Origin of the sequence: Tardiphaga sp. (assembly GCF_028290785.1) — a bacterium.
Taxonomy (GTDB): domain Bacteria; phylum Pseudomonadota; class Alphaproteobacteria; order Rhizobiales; family Xanthobacteraceae; genus Tardiphaga.
Genome location: NZ_JAQGJD010000331.1, coordinates 1 through 12,924 on the forward strand (window position 1 = coordinate 1; position 12,924 = coordinate 12,924).

13 protein-coding genes and 1 pseudogene are annotated in these 12,924 nt (G+C 65.6%); 4 read left to right on the forward strand and 10 right to left on the reverse strand.

Going from position 1 to position 12,924, the window contains the following annotated elements:
• Positions 1–512 (reverse strand): ABC transporter substrate-binding protein (locus JWR89_RS21315; protein ID WP_299719878.1); only part of this gene is annotated, 512 nt, incomplete at its 3' end.
• Positions 513–650: 138 nt separating this feature from the next.
• Here JWR89_RS21315 and JWR89_RS21320 point away from each other — a divergent pair.
• Positions 651–1,100 (forward strand): cupin domain-containing protein, encoded by a 450-nt coding sequence (locus JWR89_RS21320; protein ID WP_299719880.1) that lies wholly within the window; start codon positions 651–653, stop codon positions 1,098–1,100.
• A gap of 169 nt (positions 1,101–1,269) precedes the next feature.
• Here the strand turns inward: JWR89_RS21320 and JWR89_RS21325 are convergent, their stop codons facing one another.
• Both JWR89_RS21325 and JWR89_RS21330 read right to left on the reverse strand, forming a co-directional pair.
• Positions 1,270–1,977 carry a glutathione S-transferase C-terminal domain-containing protein gene (locus tag JWR89_RS21325; protein WP_299719882.1) on the reverse strand — a complete coding sequence of 236 codons (708 nt, stop codon included), beginning with the start codon at positions 1,975–1,977 and terminating at the stop codon, positions 1,270–1,272.
• Positions 1,974–2,951: a DMT family transporter gene (locus tag JWR89_RS21330; protein WP_299719911.1), complete on the reverse strand. Its 978-nt coding sequence runs from the start codon at positions 2,949–2,951 to the stop codon at positions 1,974–1,976. The genes JWR89_RS21325 and JWR89_RS21330 overlap by 4 nt, the downstream gene beginning before the upstream one ends.
• A gap of 138 nt (positions 2,952–3,089) precedes the next feature.
• Here JWR89_RS21330 and JWR89_RS21335 point away from each other — a divergent pair, with 138 nt between their 5' ends.
• Positions 3,090–3,674: a TetR/AcrR family transcriptional regulator gene (locus JWR89_RS21335; RefSeq protein WP_299719913.1), complete on the forward strand. Its 585-nt coding sequence runs from the start codon at positions 3,090–3,092 to the stop codon at positions 3,672–3,674.
• Here the strand turns inward: JWR89_RS21335 and JWR89_RS21340 are convergent.
• The 3 genes from JWR89_RS21340 to JWR89_RS21350 all read right to left on the reverse strand — a co-directional run bounded on the left by JWR89_RS21340 (position 3,671) and on the right by JWR89_RS21350 (position 5,939).
• Positions 3,671–4,456: an ABC transporter permease gene (locus tag JWR89_RS21340; protein ID WP_299719916.1), complete on the reverse strand. Its 786-nt coding sequence runs from the start codon at positions 4,454–4,456 to the stop codon at positions 3,671–3,673. The two genes, JWR89_RS21335 and JWR89_RS21340, sit on opposite strands and share 4 nt — an antisense overlap.
• A 27-nt stretch (positions 4,457–4,483) precedes the next feature.
• Positions 4,484–5,041, reverse strand: coding sequence for a YbhB/YbcL family Raf kinase inhibitor-like protein (locus JWR89_RS21345; RefSeq protein ID WP_299719918.1), 558 nt, complete (start codon positions 5,039–5,041; stop codon positions 4,484–4,486).
• A 67-nt stretch (positions 5,042–5,108) separates the two neighbouring features.
• Complete coding sequence (locus JWR89_RS21350) at positions 5,109–5,939, reverse strand: ABC transporter ATP-binding protein (RefSeq protein ID WP_299719921.1); 831 nt, start codon at positions 5,937–5,939, stop codon at positions 5,109–5,111.
• Positions 5,940–6,043: 104 nt separating this feature from the next.
• On the opposite strand from JWR89_RS21350, the gene JWR89_RS21355 reads away from it, so the two are divergent.
• Positions 6,044–6,838, forward strand: coding sequence for an ATP-binding cassette domain-containing protein (locus tag JWR89_RS21355; protein ID WP_299719923.1), 795 nt, complete (start codon positions 6,044–6,046; stop codon positions 6,836–6,838).
• Positions 6,835–8,394: a glycine betaine ABC transporter substrate-binding protein gene (locus JWR89_RS21360; RefSeq protein ID WP_299719925.1), complete on the forward strand. Its 1,560-nt coding sequence runs from the start codon at positions 6,835–6,837 to the stop codon at positions 8,392–8,394. The genes JWR89_RS21355 and JWR89_RS21360 overlap by 4 nt, the downstream gene beginning before the upstream one ends.
• Before the next feature lie 184 nt (positions 8,395–8,578).
• Here JWR89_RS21360 and JWR89_RS21365 read toward each other — a convergent pair whose 3' ends face one another.
• From JWR89_RS21365 to JWR89_RS21380, 4 genes and pseudogenes are all read right to left on the reverse strand, one after another.
• Complete coding sequence (locus JWR89_RS21365; RefSeq protein WP_299719927.1) at positions 8,579–10,285, reverse strand: sulfatase-like hydrolase/transferase; 1,707 nt, start codon at positions 10,283–10,285, stop codon at positions 8,579–8,581.
• Between the two features lie 230 nt (positions 10,286–10,515).
• A complete protein-coding gene (locus tag JWR89_RS21370) occupies positions 10,516–11,736 on the reverse strand; it encodes an ABC transporter substrate-binding protein (protein ID WP_299719929.1) in 1,221 nt (406 codons plus the stop codon).
• A 108-nt stretch (positions 11,737–11,844) separates the two neighbouring features.
• Positions 11,845–12,567 (reverse strand): FCD domain-containing protein, encoded by a 723-nt coding sequence (locus JWR89_RS21375; RefSeq protein ID WP_299719931.1) that lies wholly within the window; start codon positions 12,565–12,567, stop codon positions 11,845–11,847.
• A 137-nt stretch (positions 12,568–12,704) separates the two neighbouring features.
• A pseudogene (locus JWR89_RS21380) lies at positions 12,705–12,924 on the reverse strand (hypothetical protein); the annotation flags it as partial.

The window sequence follows — 12,924 nt, forward strand, 5'->3', positions numbered from 1 at the left end:
GTGGCGCCGAGGCCGACGCCGATCACCGAGGTGCCGGCGGGATCGAGGCCGTTCTTCTTCAGCAGAAATTTCAAAAAGAAATCGGTTGAGGAGCCGGGCGCGCTGACGCCGACCTTCTTGCCCGCGAGGTCCTTGATCGACTTGATCTCGTCGGTATGTTTGGGCGACACCACCATCACGAGGCCGGGATAGCGGTCATAGACCACGAAGGACTGCAGCTCCTGCTTCTTGGTGGCGAGATTGACGCAGTGGTCGAAATAGCCCGACACCACGTCGGCGCTGCCGCCGAGCACCGCCTTCAGCGCATCCGAGCCGCCCTTGAGATCGACCAGTTCGACCTTTACGCCGGCCTTGTCGTACTCGCCGAGTTCGCGCGCCAGCACGGTCGGCAAATAGCACAAGCACGCCCCGCCGCCGACCGCGATGGTCACCTTGCTCTGCGCTGCAGCAATATCCGACAGCAGCAGGATGGCGAACAGCGGCGCCAGCAATTTGCCCAACGACGTCTTCATGATTTTCTCCCGGCTTTCTTGTTGGCATCAGGATAGAGGAGCGTAAATGGTTTGAGAAGCCGCCCGCGGCTTGCTGGTCAATGCGGGTTCCGCGACGTAGCATCGGCCATTGTGCCAATCACGAGGGAAGCCACGTCCATGAACCGTACCGCCGCCATCCTCTCCATCGCCGCCGCGTTCAGCGCCGGCTGTGCCGTCACCCAGTTCGTGTTGCCAGCCTTCGCCGTCGAGAACATCGCCGCCCAGGTGATTCACGTCCCCGAGCTGACCGGCGACGCGCTGGGCCCGGCCTCGCCGACCGGCTTCCGCTCAAAAACCTTCATGACCGCCGACGGCGCCACCATCTCGGTGCAGGACGGCAACGTGCCCAAGCACATGCATCCCAACACCAACGAGATCCAGTACATCCTCGAAGGCTCCGGCACGATCTGGCTCGGCGACAAGGAAGTTGCGGTCAAGGCCGGCGATCTCGTCATCATTCCCAAGGGCACGGCCCACGCCGGCACCAAGCCGGACGGCCGCCCCTTCAAGTCGATCGCCATCAAGACCCCGCCGCAGGCCCCCGACGACACCAAGATGCTGAACTGATTCAGCAGCGCGGCGCTTTACCTAACCTCTCCCCGCTCTTCGCGGGGAGAGGTCGAAGCCGAGCGCCAGCGAGGTTTCGGGTGAGGGGCTGCCGGAGTTTTGCTCGCAAGCGCCCTTCACCCCAGCCCTCTCCCCGCAAGCGTGGGGCGAGGGAGCGCGCGTTTCACTCTCAGCCGGCCACCGCCGGAAAATTCGACGGGAACAGCGCGCGCCTGGTTTCCTCGTCCATTTCCTTCTTGAAGGCGTGGTTCTTTCCGACCGCGCGCGCCCGCGCCACGGCGGGGCGGGCATCGATCGCCTGAAACCAGCGCTTCAGGTTCGGGAAGCCGGCAAGCGTGTCGCCTTCCATCGGCAATACCCGCGGCGCACGATCGAGCCAGCCCCAGGCCGACATGTCGGCGATGGTGTATTCGCTGCCGACGATGAAGTCGCGACCTACCATGTGATCCTCGAGCACCTGGTAGTGGCGTTCGATCTCGCGGCGGTAGCGGTTGATGGCGTAAGCAAGCTTCTCCGGCGCGGCGTGCTGGAAGTGCACTGCCTGCCCCGAGAACGGGCCGATGCCGGTGGCGATGAGGAACATCCACGACAGCAATTCCGGCCGGTCGGCCGGCGTGCCGATGAACCGGCCGGTCTTGTCGCCGAGATACAGCAGGATGGCGCTGGAATCGAACACTCGCGCCTCGTTGCCCCCGGGTCCATCGGTATCGACGATCGCCGGCACCTTGCCGTTCGGGTTGATGGCGCGAAATGCCGGGGCATGCTGTTCGCCTCTGCTGGTATCGACCGGCATCGTCTCGTAGGCGAGGCCCGCCTCCTCGAGAAACAGCGCGATCTTGGCGGGGTTCGGCGTCGGATGGAAATAGAAGCGGATCATGTCGGTTCTTTCTGTCGGGGGGCGCGAAACAAAGACGGTTCGAGGATCGGCGTCGGCCGCGCCGCCAGCAGCACGCCGACGGCAATGACGACAATCGCGACACCCTCCAGCCACGAGGGAATTTCGCGGAGGACGGGGATCGCCAACGTCGAGACAATGACTGGCAGCAGCGCGATCATTGCCGCGGCGGCGGCGGCGCCGAGCAGCGTCACCGCCCGGTTGAAGGCGATGGTCGCCACCACGCTCATCAGCACGCCTTGATAGATCACCTGAAAGGCCAGTTCCTGCGTTGAAGCGAGGGCGAAGCGCGACAGCCCGAACCAGAGGTAAACCGGCAGATACAACACCGCCGACCAGAAACAGATCAGTGCGCCGGCCTGCAGCGGCGACAGGCCGCTGCGGCGAAACAGCAGCGTGTAGATCGCCCAGGTGAAGCCGGCGCCGATCAGCAGCGCAATTCCCGCCGGGCTCGGCCAGCCCGGCAACTGCGCGTTACCGACGACCAGTGCGATCAGGCCGGCGACGATGACTAGATAACCAATCAGCCGCGTGCGGCCGGGGACCTCGCGCAGCGTGGGCCACGCCAGCAGGCCGGCGAACACCGGCATCAAGGCGGGCGTGATGGCGGAGGCTTCCGCCGCCGACGTCAGTTGCAGCCCCAAGCCGACCAGAAACACGAACGGCGCGCCCCACAGCAGCGCGAACAGCATGCCTTCCAGCCAAGCTTTTGCCGGCAACTGCCGTCGGGACCCGAGCAGCACTGGCAGCAGCAGAACGCCGCCGATGCCGAAGCGCAACGCGATGATATCCCAGATGCGTAGTTCATGGGTCACGCTGAAACGTGTCACCACGAACCAGCCTGAAAAGATCCCGACTGCCAGGGCCGCCCAGGCGAAGCCAGCCAGCCGCTGGCGCATCGCGGAATTTTCGCCAGCCGCAAGCGGTGCCGGCGCGCGTAAGACCTCGATGCTCATGCCACCTTCACACGCTCCACCCGGCCATCGGCGCCGCGTTCCGCGCCTTTGCAGCCTGTCAATTGCATTTTAGATCGTTCGATCTATAATTCAAGCCCAATCGAAGCCGCGTGCGCGCCGCTGGCATGGGAGACCTGAATGGCGAGACCGAGGGAATTCGACGAGATCACCGTGCTCAACGCCGCAATCCAGTGCTTCTGGTCGCGCGGCTATGAGGCGACATCGGTGCGCGATCTCGCGGAGTCGATGGGGATGACCGGCGCCAGTCTGTACAACGCGTTTGGCGACAAGCGCGCGCTGTTCCGCAAGTCGCTGGACCGCTACGTCGCGCAGAGTTTCGGCGATCGCGTCGAACGCTTCGAGCACCTGCCGCCGCGCCAGGCCATCGCTGCGTTCTTCGACGAGATCGTGACGCGCTCGCTGGGCGACAAGAAGCGCAAAGGCTGCATGCTGATCAATTCGGCGATCGAGATCGCGCCCCATGACCGCCGGTTCGGCCGCGCCATCGCCGACGTGCTGGTGGAGATCGAACAGTTCTTTCTGCGCTGCGCGCGAGCCGGGCAGCGCGACGGCACCATCACCGAAGCGCAATCCGCCGAGGATCTGGCGCGGCTATTGCTGAGCACCCTGCTCGGCCTCCGCGTGCTGGCACGGTCGCGGCCCGAGTCCGACCTGCTATACGGCGTGCTGCGCCCGGTCTGGGCGCTGCTCGACCAGCCTTAGCCCTGTCCCACCGCCACCGGCCGCCACACCAGCAGCCGTCGCTCGACCAGCGTCACCGCGAGATCGATCAGGATCACGAACGCCGACAGCACGATCATGCCGGCGAACACGCCGGCGACATCAAACGTGCCCTCGGCCTGCTGGATCAGATAGCCCAGCCCCGCGGCGGACCCGAGATATTCACCGACCACCGCGCCCACCACGGCAAAGCCCACCGCGGTATGCAGCGACGAGAACATCCACGACAGCGCCGAGGGCCAGTAGACATGACGCAACTGCTGGCGCTCGCTCATGCCCAGCATCCGCGCATTGTCGATCAGCGTCGCGCTAGTCTCCTTGACGCCCTGGTAGACGTTGAAGAACACGATGAAGAACACCAGCGTGACGCCGAGCGCCACCTTCGACCAGATCCCGAGCCCCAGCCACAGCGTGAAGATCGGCGCCAGCACGACGCGGGGCAGCGCGTTGATCATCTTCACATAAGGATCGAACACCGCCGCAATGCGCGGCTGCCGCGCGAACCAGAACCCGACCATGATCCCGCCGAACGAGCCGATCGCGAACGCCAGCACCGATTCCAGCAGCGTGATCGCCAGATGCTTCCAGATCACCCCCGACGCGAACCAGGCGACGATCTGGCTGGCGACATCGACCGGGTTGGAAAAGAAGAACGGCGGCAGCAGCGGCTTGCCGCCGATCGGCACCGTGGTCAGCAGATGCCACAGCCCGAAGAACACCACGGCGACCAGCAATTGCAGCGAGAACAGCCCGATCTTCGACACGTCAAGCTTCTCCCATGCGGTTCGGCATTATGGCTTCGAGAACAGGCCGATCAGGCCGGTCGCGCCTTTGGTGTGGCCCTCGAGCGCCTTGATCAGTTCGTCGCGGGCGAGACCCGGCTGCAGCGCCGTCGGCTCGAGATCCGTGGCGAACAGGGTGAACGTGTAGTGGTGCGGCGCGCCCGCCGGCGTGCACGGCCCGGAATAGGATGGCAGCTTCTGCGTGCTGACGCCGCCGACATATTTGTCGGAGGTCTTGCTGACCTCGCCTTCGGCGAAGCCGGTGACCGAGGCCGGAATGCCATAGGCGACCCAGTGGCTGACGCCGCCGGGCGGGCGGCCTTCCGGATCGAACATCAGAAGCGCGTAGCTCTTGGTGCCTTCCGGCGGGTTGGCCCAGGCCAACGGCGGCGAGATGTTCTGGCCGACGCAATTGGGATTGGACTTGTTATCGCCGGCATTCTTCACCGCCAGCCGCTCGCCATCCTTGAAAGCCGGCGACGACAGTGTGAAGGGCTCTGCGGCGTGCGCGGCATGGGCGCCAAGCGCGACTGCGGCGGCCAGCAGGATGGTCTTGAGCGAGTTCATGTGTTTCTCCGGAACAGATTGAGATGCGCGATCCATTTCGCCGTCTATGTGAACATTCGCCAGGCAATCATATTCCACCGCCTGTCCCTGCCGATTGCGCGTAGCCCTTCATGACCTCGTCCTTCAGCACGGTCCATATCTCGCGATGCAGTGCGTGAAATTCCGGCTGCAGGCGGACTTCAAAGATGTCGCGCGGCCGCGGCAGCGGCACCTTCCAGTCGCCGATGATGCGCGAGGCCGGCCCCGCCGACATGATGACGACCCGATCGGCCAGCGCGATGGCTTCCTCGAGGTCGTGGGTGACGAACAGCACCGCCTTGCGGTCGCGGCTCCACAGCTCGAGCAGCAGGTTGCCCATGATCTGCCGGGTCTGCGCGTCGAGCGGCCCGAACGGCTCGTCCATCAACAGGATGCGGGGATTGCGGATCAGCACCTGCGCCATGCCGACGCGCTTGCGCTGGCCGCCGGACATCATGTGCGGATAGCGGTTGCCGAACGAAGCCAGCCCCACGGAGGTCAGCCACGCCTGCGCGCGCTCCAGCGCCTCGGCGCGCGCGACGCCCTGGATCTCGAGCCCGAGCGCGACATTGTCGAGCGCGGTCTTCCACGGGAACAGTGCATCGGCCTGGAACAGGTAGCCGGCCTGATGGTTCAGCCCGGTCAGCGGCGCGTCGAAGATCCGCACCGCGCCCGACGCAGGCTTCAACAGCCCGGCGGCCACGTTCAGCAACGTGGATTTGCCGCAGCCGGTGGGACCGACGATGGCGACGAATTCGCCGTCGGCCACGCCCAAAGTCGCCTTCTCCACCGCAGTGTAGACAGACTGGCCGGCCAGCCCGAACGCCACCGTGGCGTGGTCCAGCGCAACCGCCGATAATGCTGCGGCCTGTGCCTGCACGCGCGTCCCCGATCTTCGTTGCGGATGGCTTAGCGTTGTTGGCGCGGTAATTCAACGGGTGGCGCCAGCTTGGTCAGCCGGACGGGCCGTGATAGTCCGGAAGCATGACCGCCGCCCTGATCAGCTTCGCCGATGTCAGCAAGAGTTTCGACAACGGCCGCGTGCTCGCCGTCGATGGCGTCTCGCTCGACGTCGCCGAAGGCGAGTTCCTGGCCATCGTCGGCGGCTCCGGCTCCGGCAAGACCACGCTACTGCGGCTGGCCAACCGGCTGATCGATCCCTCCTCAGGCCACATCACCGTGGCCGGCGAGGACGTCGCGGCGATCGATCCCATCGGGCTGCGCCGCCGCATCGGCTATGTGTTCCAGAGCGGCGGGCTGTTCCCGCACATGAGCGTCGCCGACAATATCGGCATCACGCCAAGACTTCTCGGCACGCCGGCCGATGAAATCGCCGCCCGTGTCGATGAACTGCTCGATCTGGTGCGGCTTGATCGCACGCAACACCGCGACCGCTTTCCGCACGAACTGTCCGGCGGCCAGCGCCAGCGCGTCGGCGTCGCGCGGGCGCTCGCCGCGAAGCCCCGCATCGTGCTGATGGACGAACCGTTTGGCGCGCTCGATCCGCTGACGCGCGATGCACTGGGCGACGACTACCGTGCCCTGCACAAGAAGCTCGGCCTCACTACCATCATGATCACCCATGACATGACCGAGGCGATCCTGCTCGCCGACCGCGTCGCCGTGATGCGCTCCGGAAGGCTGCTGGCGGAAGGCACGCCGACCGAACTCTCCCACAGCACCGACGCTTACGTCGGCGAATTGCTCGGCACGCCCCGGCGGCAGGCGCAACGGCTGCAGATGCTGCTGCCCCGCGATGCGCGAGGCGGCGCGGGATGAATCTGTTCACCGATCCGCGCTGGAGCGAAGCGCTCGGCCACCTCCCCGATTATCTCGGCAACCATGTTCGCGTCAGCGTCACCGCGCTGGCGCTGGGCCTCGTCATCAGCCTGCCGCTGGCCATCGTCGCGCGGCATCGGCCGGTGCTGCGCGGCGCCCTGCTCGGCCTTGCCAGCGTGGTGCAGACGGTGCCGGGCCTGGCGCTGCTGGCGCTGTTCTATCCGCTGCTACTGGCGCTGGCCGCGCTGTCGCTGAAATATTTTGGCGCCGGCTTCTCGGCATTCGGCTTTCTACCCTCGGTGCTGGCGCTGGCGCTGTATTCGATGCTCCCCGTGCTGCGCAACACCATCACTGGCCTCGACGGCGTCGATCCTGCGCTGACTGAAGCCGCACAAGGCGTCGGCATGACCGAGCGGCAGTCGCTGTTCATGGTCGAGCTGCCACTGGCGCTGCCGGTGATGATGGCCGGCATCCGCACCTCCGCAGTGTGGGTGATCGGCACCGCCACGCTCTCCACGCCGATCGGCCAGACTAGCCTGGGCAACTATATCTTCGCGGGATTGCAGACCCAGAACTGGGTGTTCGTGCTGTTCGGCTGCTTCGCCGCGGCGATTTTGGCGCTGGCGGTGGATCAGTTACTGGCGCTGATTGAGACCGGCATCCGGCTGCGCCAACGCGTCCGCACGATCATCGGCGGGTTCGGCATCGCCGCGCTGATAGCGGCGACACTCGTGCCGACGCTATCGCAGTCCGGCACGCGCATCGTGGTCGGAGCCAAGACGTTCACCGAATCCTATGTGCTGGCGGCGCTGATGGCGCAGCGGCTGCAGGCGGCGGGCATCCCCGCCACGACGCGCGAAGGCCTCGGCTCCAACGTGATCTACGATGCGCTTGCCACCGGCGACATCGACCTCTACGTGGATTATTCCGGCACGCTGTGGGCCAACCAGTTTCATCGCAGGGAAATCCCGCCGCGCGAGGAATTGCTGGCTGAATTAAAGACGACGCTGGCGAAGGCCAACATCACCCTGTTCGGCGAACTCGGCTTTGCCAACGCCTACGCGCTGGTGATGCCGCGCATGAAGGCGGAGGCGCTGGGCATCAGGAGCGTCGCCGACCTGGCGTCGCGAAGCTCAACGATGACCATCGCCGGCGACTACGAATTCTTCTCGCGGCCGGAATGGGCCGGACTGCAGAAGGCGTATGGCCTCGGCTTCCGCGCGCAGCGAACCATGCAGCCGGACTTCATGTATGCCGCGGTGGCGTCGGGCGAGGTCGACGTCATCGCCGGCTACACCAGCGACGGGCTGATCGCGAAATACGATCTGGTGGTGCTGGACGACGTCAAACACGCGATCCCGCCCTATGACGCGATCCTGCTGCTGTCCCCGAAACGCGCGAGCGACGAGAAGCTACGAGCGGCGCTGCAACCTTTGCTCGGCGCCATCGACATCGCCACCATGCGCGAAGCCAACCTGCGTGCGGCGGGCGGCGATGGGGATAGTTCACCGGACGTGGTAGCGCGGTGGTTGTGGGAGAAGGTCGGGAAGAAATAGAGCGCGTTCTTTCCCTCCCCCGCGTCTTCGCGTGGGGAGGGTGGCCGGCCGTCAGGCCGGTCGGGTGGGGGTGGCGCCACATACGCAACTGCGCGCGTGGCGCCCCCACCCGTCACGTTTGTTCGCTCCGCTCTCAAACGCGCCACCCTCCCCACGCAAGTGCGGGGGAGGGAAAAAAGCGCTCTCAAAGATTCTTGATCATCCCGGCATCGATCAACAGCCGGTTGAACCTTCTCGCCTCCGCGCCGTCCTTGCAGGCGTAGAACACGCCCTTGCAGCGGAGCATGATCTTCTTCTGCTCCTCGAACGACGGATCGAGCGGGATGCCGGCCGCCTCCTGGATCACCAGCGGCAGATAGGGTCCGTCGATGGTGTCCATCACGGCCGGGCTCTTCACTGGCTCGAAATTGATCGCGTCGATGGCGTAGTAGGTCGCGTAATAGCGCGGGTCGTAGGCCATCAACTTCTTGCCGAGGCCGGCCTCGTCGAGCGCGGGATCGAGCACGCCCGGCGAGAATTCCGGCTGGTGGTCGCCGTAGCGCACGATCAAAAACGGCTGCGCCGGAAACTGCTTCTTCAGTCGCGCCAGAAACGCGCCGTAGTGATCGACGCTCATCGCCTGGCGGCGCAGGTATTCATCGACCACGGGCACGTTGCCCTGCGCGCGCCAAGTCGGCGTCAGTTCGGGGTGGAATTTGGTCTCCCACGGGAAGTGGTTGGCGGCGAGATAAACGAACATGAACAGCGGATTGGCCGGCGGCTGCTCGGCCATCAGCCGCACCGCGGAATCGTAGAAGAAGCTGTCCGGCTCGACGCCCTTGGCGCCGAGGTCTTTCGCATCGTAGAAACGCTGCACGCCCGTCGTGGTCTGGAAATTCCGCGCGCTCATGAAGGCGCCGAACGCCGGATATAGCGAGATCGTGCTGTAGCCGCAGCGCCGCAGCGCCAGCGGCAGGCCGCGCTCGACCCGGCCGGAAGCGATCCGGGTTACGAAGTAGGAGAACCGCCCGAACGAGCGCGACGACAGCCCGGCCAGCACGTTGTATTCGGTGAACCAGCTCGGCCCGCCATTGCTTTCGGCGAGAAATTTGCGAGCCTTGCCGTCCCACGACGCAAAGTGGCTGCCATAGCCCGGCGGCGTCTTGATGCCCGCGGCCTGGCGGATGTCGAACGAGGATTCGTCGTGCACCATGATGATGTGCGGGCGGCGTCCGGCGGGATGGCAGGAGTCCTCCAGCGGCATCTTCAGCCGCTCGGTTACCACGCCATCGGATTCCATGAAACCGTAACTGGCGAAGTCCGACACCGCGGTGACGCCGGAGCGCGCGAACTTCGACAGGTAGCCGTCGTCGTAATAGCCTCGCCAGGCCTCGTCCGGCCAGACCATGGCGTAGCCGACCAGCCCGGACAGGCAGGCTAGCAACGCGGCGGCGGCGGGCAGCCGGCGGATCCGGAACGGGTCGAGCCACCACAACGCGTACATCAGCGGCAGCACGAGCGCGGCGGCGCCGATCGCCGACCAGCGCAGGTTCGGGAAGATGGTGAACAGGAAGGCCGCGGTGTCGCGGTCGATCACCATCAGGTCGACGAAGTTGGCGGTCATCTGCACCACGTCGTGCTTCAGCCGCGACAGCAGCACCAGGATCACCACCAGCGTCAACGACAGCGCGCCGGACAAAGCCGGGCGGCGCAGCAGCGCGATCCAGAAAAAGTTGAGAATGCCCCAGGCCAGCACGAAGCCTGTCCGGGAGCCGAAGTCGGTCTCGGTCTGCCACATCACGGCCAGCGCGCCGAGATGCGGCGCGGCCACGGCCAGCCACTGCCATACGCTGGTCGGCGTGGCGACGGCGGTAGTTCTGGCGGTGGGCACTGGATGGAGCGGAGCCGCCATGGCGGGACGTAACACCACCGGCAAGCCCAGACCTGGCTGGCGGCGCCAGCAGGCGAACGACGCAGCCGGACACTGCGACGTGTCATAAAAACGTAGTGGAACTGACATGAACGCGCAATGAACTTGGCGCGCCGAGGTAAATAATGGGGCAATTTAACGCGGCGCCGGCGGCACGCCTTCTCGTTTCCCGGACGCGGCGCAGCATCCGGGCAACGAGGCCGCCTACTTCGCTACTTCGCAGCCCCCGTAATCACTTCGCCGAATCGCTGCCAGCGTTCGCCCTGGAAGCGCATCATCTGGAACTGGTCGATCGGCGCGAAATCGGTCGGGCTGGTATTGACCATCACCCCCGGCAGCAGCCCGTCGAGCTTGAGGTCCTTCAGGTTGGCGGCCTGCTTCATCAGGTTCTCGTGGGTGAGATCGTCGCCGCACAGCCGCAGCGCCTCGACCATGGTCTGGGCGATGCTGTAGCCGGACAGCACGGTGCTTTCCATCGGCTTGCCCTCGGGAATGTACTTCTCGACATAGGCATAGAAATTCTTCATGCCCGGGTCGTCCTTCCACTGCGCGTCGGTCGGATCCTTGGCGAAGGTGGCGGAGACGATATCCTGGGCGTTCTCCAGGCCGGCGGGACGCAGTACCGAGCCGACCGACGAACTGGCGTTCGGCACGATGTGCAGCGGCTTCCAGCCGAGCTCGTTGACCTTCTTCATCGACTGCGCCGCAAATTTGCCGGTGGCGAAGGAGAACAGCGTGTCGGCGCCGGCGGCCTTCAGCTTGACGATGTGCGTGTCGATGGTCGGTTCGGACACTTCATAGCTGTCCTCCATCACGATCATCGACGACGCCTTTTCACCGAGGCCTTCCTTCAAGCCCTTGACGTAGTCCTTGCCGAAATCGTCGTTCTGATAGAACACGCCGATCTTCGCGTCGGGCTTCTCCTTCAGGAGGTACTTCGCATAGGCCGCGGCCTCGGCGGCGTAGCTCGGCAGCCAGCCCATGGTCCAGGGGAAGGCCTTCGGGTCGTTCCAGCGCGTCGCGCCGGTCGCGAGGAAAAGCTGCGGCGTCTTCTTCGCGTTGACGTATTTCTGGATCGCGATGTTGGAAGCCGTCCCGACATTGCCCACGATCGCCATCACCTCATCGCTCTCGACCAGCTTGCGGGTCTGCTCGACGGTCTTCGGCGGCGAATAGGCGTCGTCATAGGAGATGAAGGTAATCTTGCGGCCGTTGATGCCGCCCTCGTCGTTGACCTTCTTGAAATAGGCGGCGTAGGCCTTGCCGAGAATGCCGTAGGCCGACGCCGGGCCGCTATAGGGCACGGTGTTGCCGATCTTGATCTCTGTATCGGAGGCGCCGGGCCCGTAGTTCTTCTGCGCCAGCGCGGGGCTGGCGGCCAGTGCGAGGGCGGCAGCCGTCAGGACGGCAGTTCTGGTTGGTACGACGCGCATGATCTTCCTTGTTGCGTTTCCAGTGGTGCGGACGTTGCCGCGGATCGGATGGGCCTCCCGTTATTCGGGACTGACGGCTCATCGTGCGATGGGGGTGTCGGCGCCGGTTCAATCCTCGCGGTGCGTGGCGCCCTGCTCCGCCAGCGCCTGCACGTCGGCGGCGGCGGTCTGCACATGGCGATGCACGAGGGTGCTGGCAGCGGCTTCGTCGCGCGCCTCGATCGCCGCGACGAAGCCGCGGTGGTCGGCGAGCGAGCGCTGCCGGATCTCGTCGGAGGCGAAATAGCGGCGGCGCCAGCGGCTGCTCATCAGCATCAGCGGCGTCAGCGTGCGCACCAGTACCCGGTTCTGGCTCGCCGTTACCACCGCGAGATGGAATTCGACGTCCTCGTCGGCGAGGTTGCTGCCGGCCGCGACCAGCCCTGCATAGCTCTCCAGCAGCCGGTGCAGACGGATGAGATCGGCCTCGGTGCGGCGCCGGCAGGCCAGCCGGAACGCCTGCTCCTCGCAAAGGATCCGCGCCTCGGTGACGTCGCGCGTCACTTGCGCGTCGAACGGCAAGCCGAGATCGGCCTGCAGCACCAGCACGTCGAGACCGCTGTCGTTCAGCGTGTTGCGGAGAAAGACGCCGGACTTCGGCTTGCGCTCGGTGACCCGCATCGCGTCAAGTACCGCCAGCGCCTCGCGTACCGAGCCGCGCGTCACCCCGAACCGCTCCGACAGATCGCGCTCCGACGGCAGCCGGTCGCCCTTGGAGAGCCGATGGTAGCGCACGAATTCAAGCGTTTGGCGCACGGCATCGGAGGTTTCGTTGCTGACGGCAGCAAGCATGGACTGACCCTACCAATCTGGTCCTACCAGATAACGATATTTTGGTCGCCATGTCGAGTGCAGGATCGCCGCAGTTGGCTCTGTAGGGCTCAGCGAAGCGTATGGCGCCGCCAGTCCGACCTCTGACTGGTGGCGGATTACGCTACGCCAGTCCGCCCGACGCTCTGCACCTTGTCCGCCAGGCGATCCTCCTCACCGGCGTCGGCGCAGAACGACTCAAAGGCAGCGCGTCCGGCCAGCGAAAACACCAATGCCCGGGAGCCCCTCGGCCGCGCGCACCAGCCGCGTGCGAGCATGGCGCCGAGCAGCGCCGCGCCGAGGCTGCCGGCGAGATGGGCGCGCCGCTCGCTCCAGTCC

Bases quoted from the DNA above. Each gene is read 5' to 3' on its own strand.
- JWR89_RS21335 (WP_299719913.1), top strand. From the start codon at position 3,090: ATGGCGAGACCGAGGGAATTCGACGAGATCACCGTGCTCAACGCCGCA.
- JWR89_RS21360 (WP_299719925.1), top strand. From the start codon at position 6,835: ATGAATCTGTTCACCGATCCGCGCTGGAGCGAAGCGCTCGGCCACCTC.
- JWR89_RS21375 (WP_299719931.1), bottom strand. From the start codon at position 12,567: ATGCTTGCTGCCGTCAGCAACGAAACCTCCGATGCCGTGCGCCAAACG.
- JWR89_RS21325 (WP_299719882.1), bottom strand. From the start codon at position 1,977: ATGATCCGCTTCTATTTCCATCCGACGCCGAACCCCGCCAAGATCGCG.
- JWR89_RS21355 (WP_299719923.1), top strand. From the start codon at position 6,044: ATGACCGCCGCCCTGATCAGCTTCGCCGATGTCAGCAAGAGTTTCGAC.
- JWR89_RS21345 (WP_299719918.1), bottom strand. From the start codon at position 5,041: ATGAACTCGCTCAAGACCATCCTGCTGGCCGCCGCAGTCGCGCTTGGC.
- JWR89_RS21330 (WP_299719911.1), bottom strand. From the start codon at position 2,951: ATGAGCATCGAGGTCTTACGCGCGCCGGCACCGCTTGCGGCTGGCGAA.
- JWR89_RS21370 (WP_299719929.1), bottom strand. From the start codon at position 11,736: ATGCGCGTCGTACCAACCAGAACTGCCGTCCTGACGGCTGCCGCCCTC.
- JWR89_RS21320 (WP_299719880.1), top strand. From the start codon at position 651: ATGAACCGTACCGCCGCCATCCTCTCCATCGCCGCCGCGTTCAGCGCC.
- JWR89_RS21365 (WP_299719927.1), bottom strand. From the start codon at position 10,285: ATGGCGGCTCCGCTCCATCCAGTGCCCACCGCCAGAACTACCGCCGTC.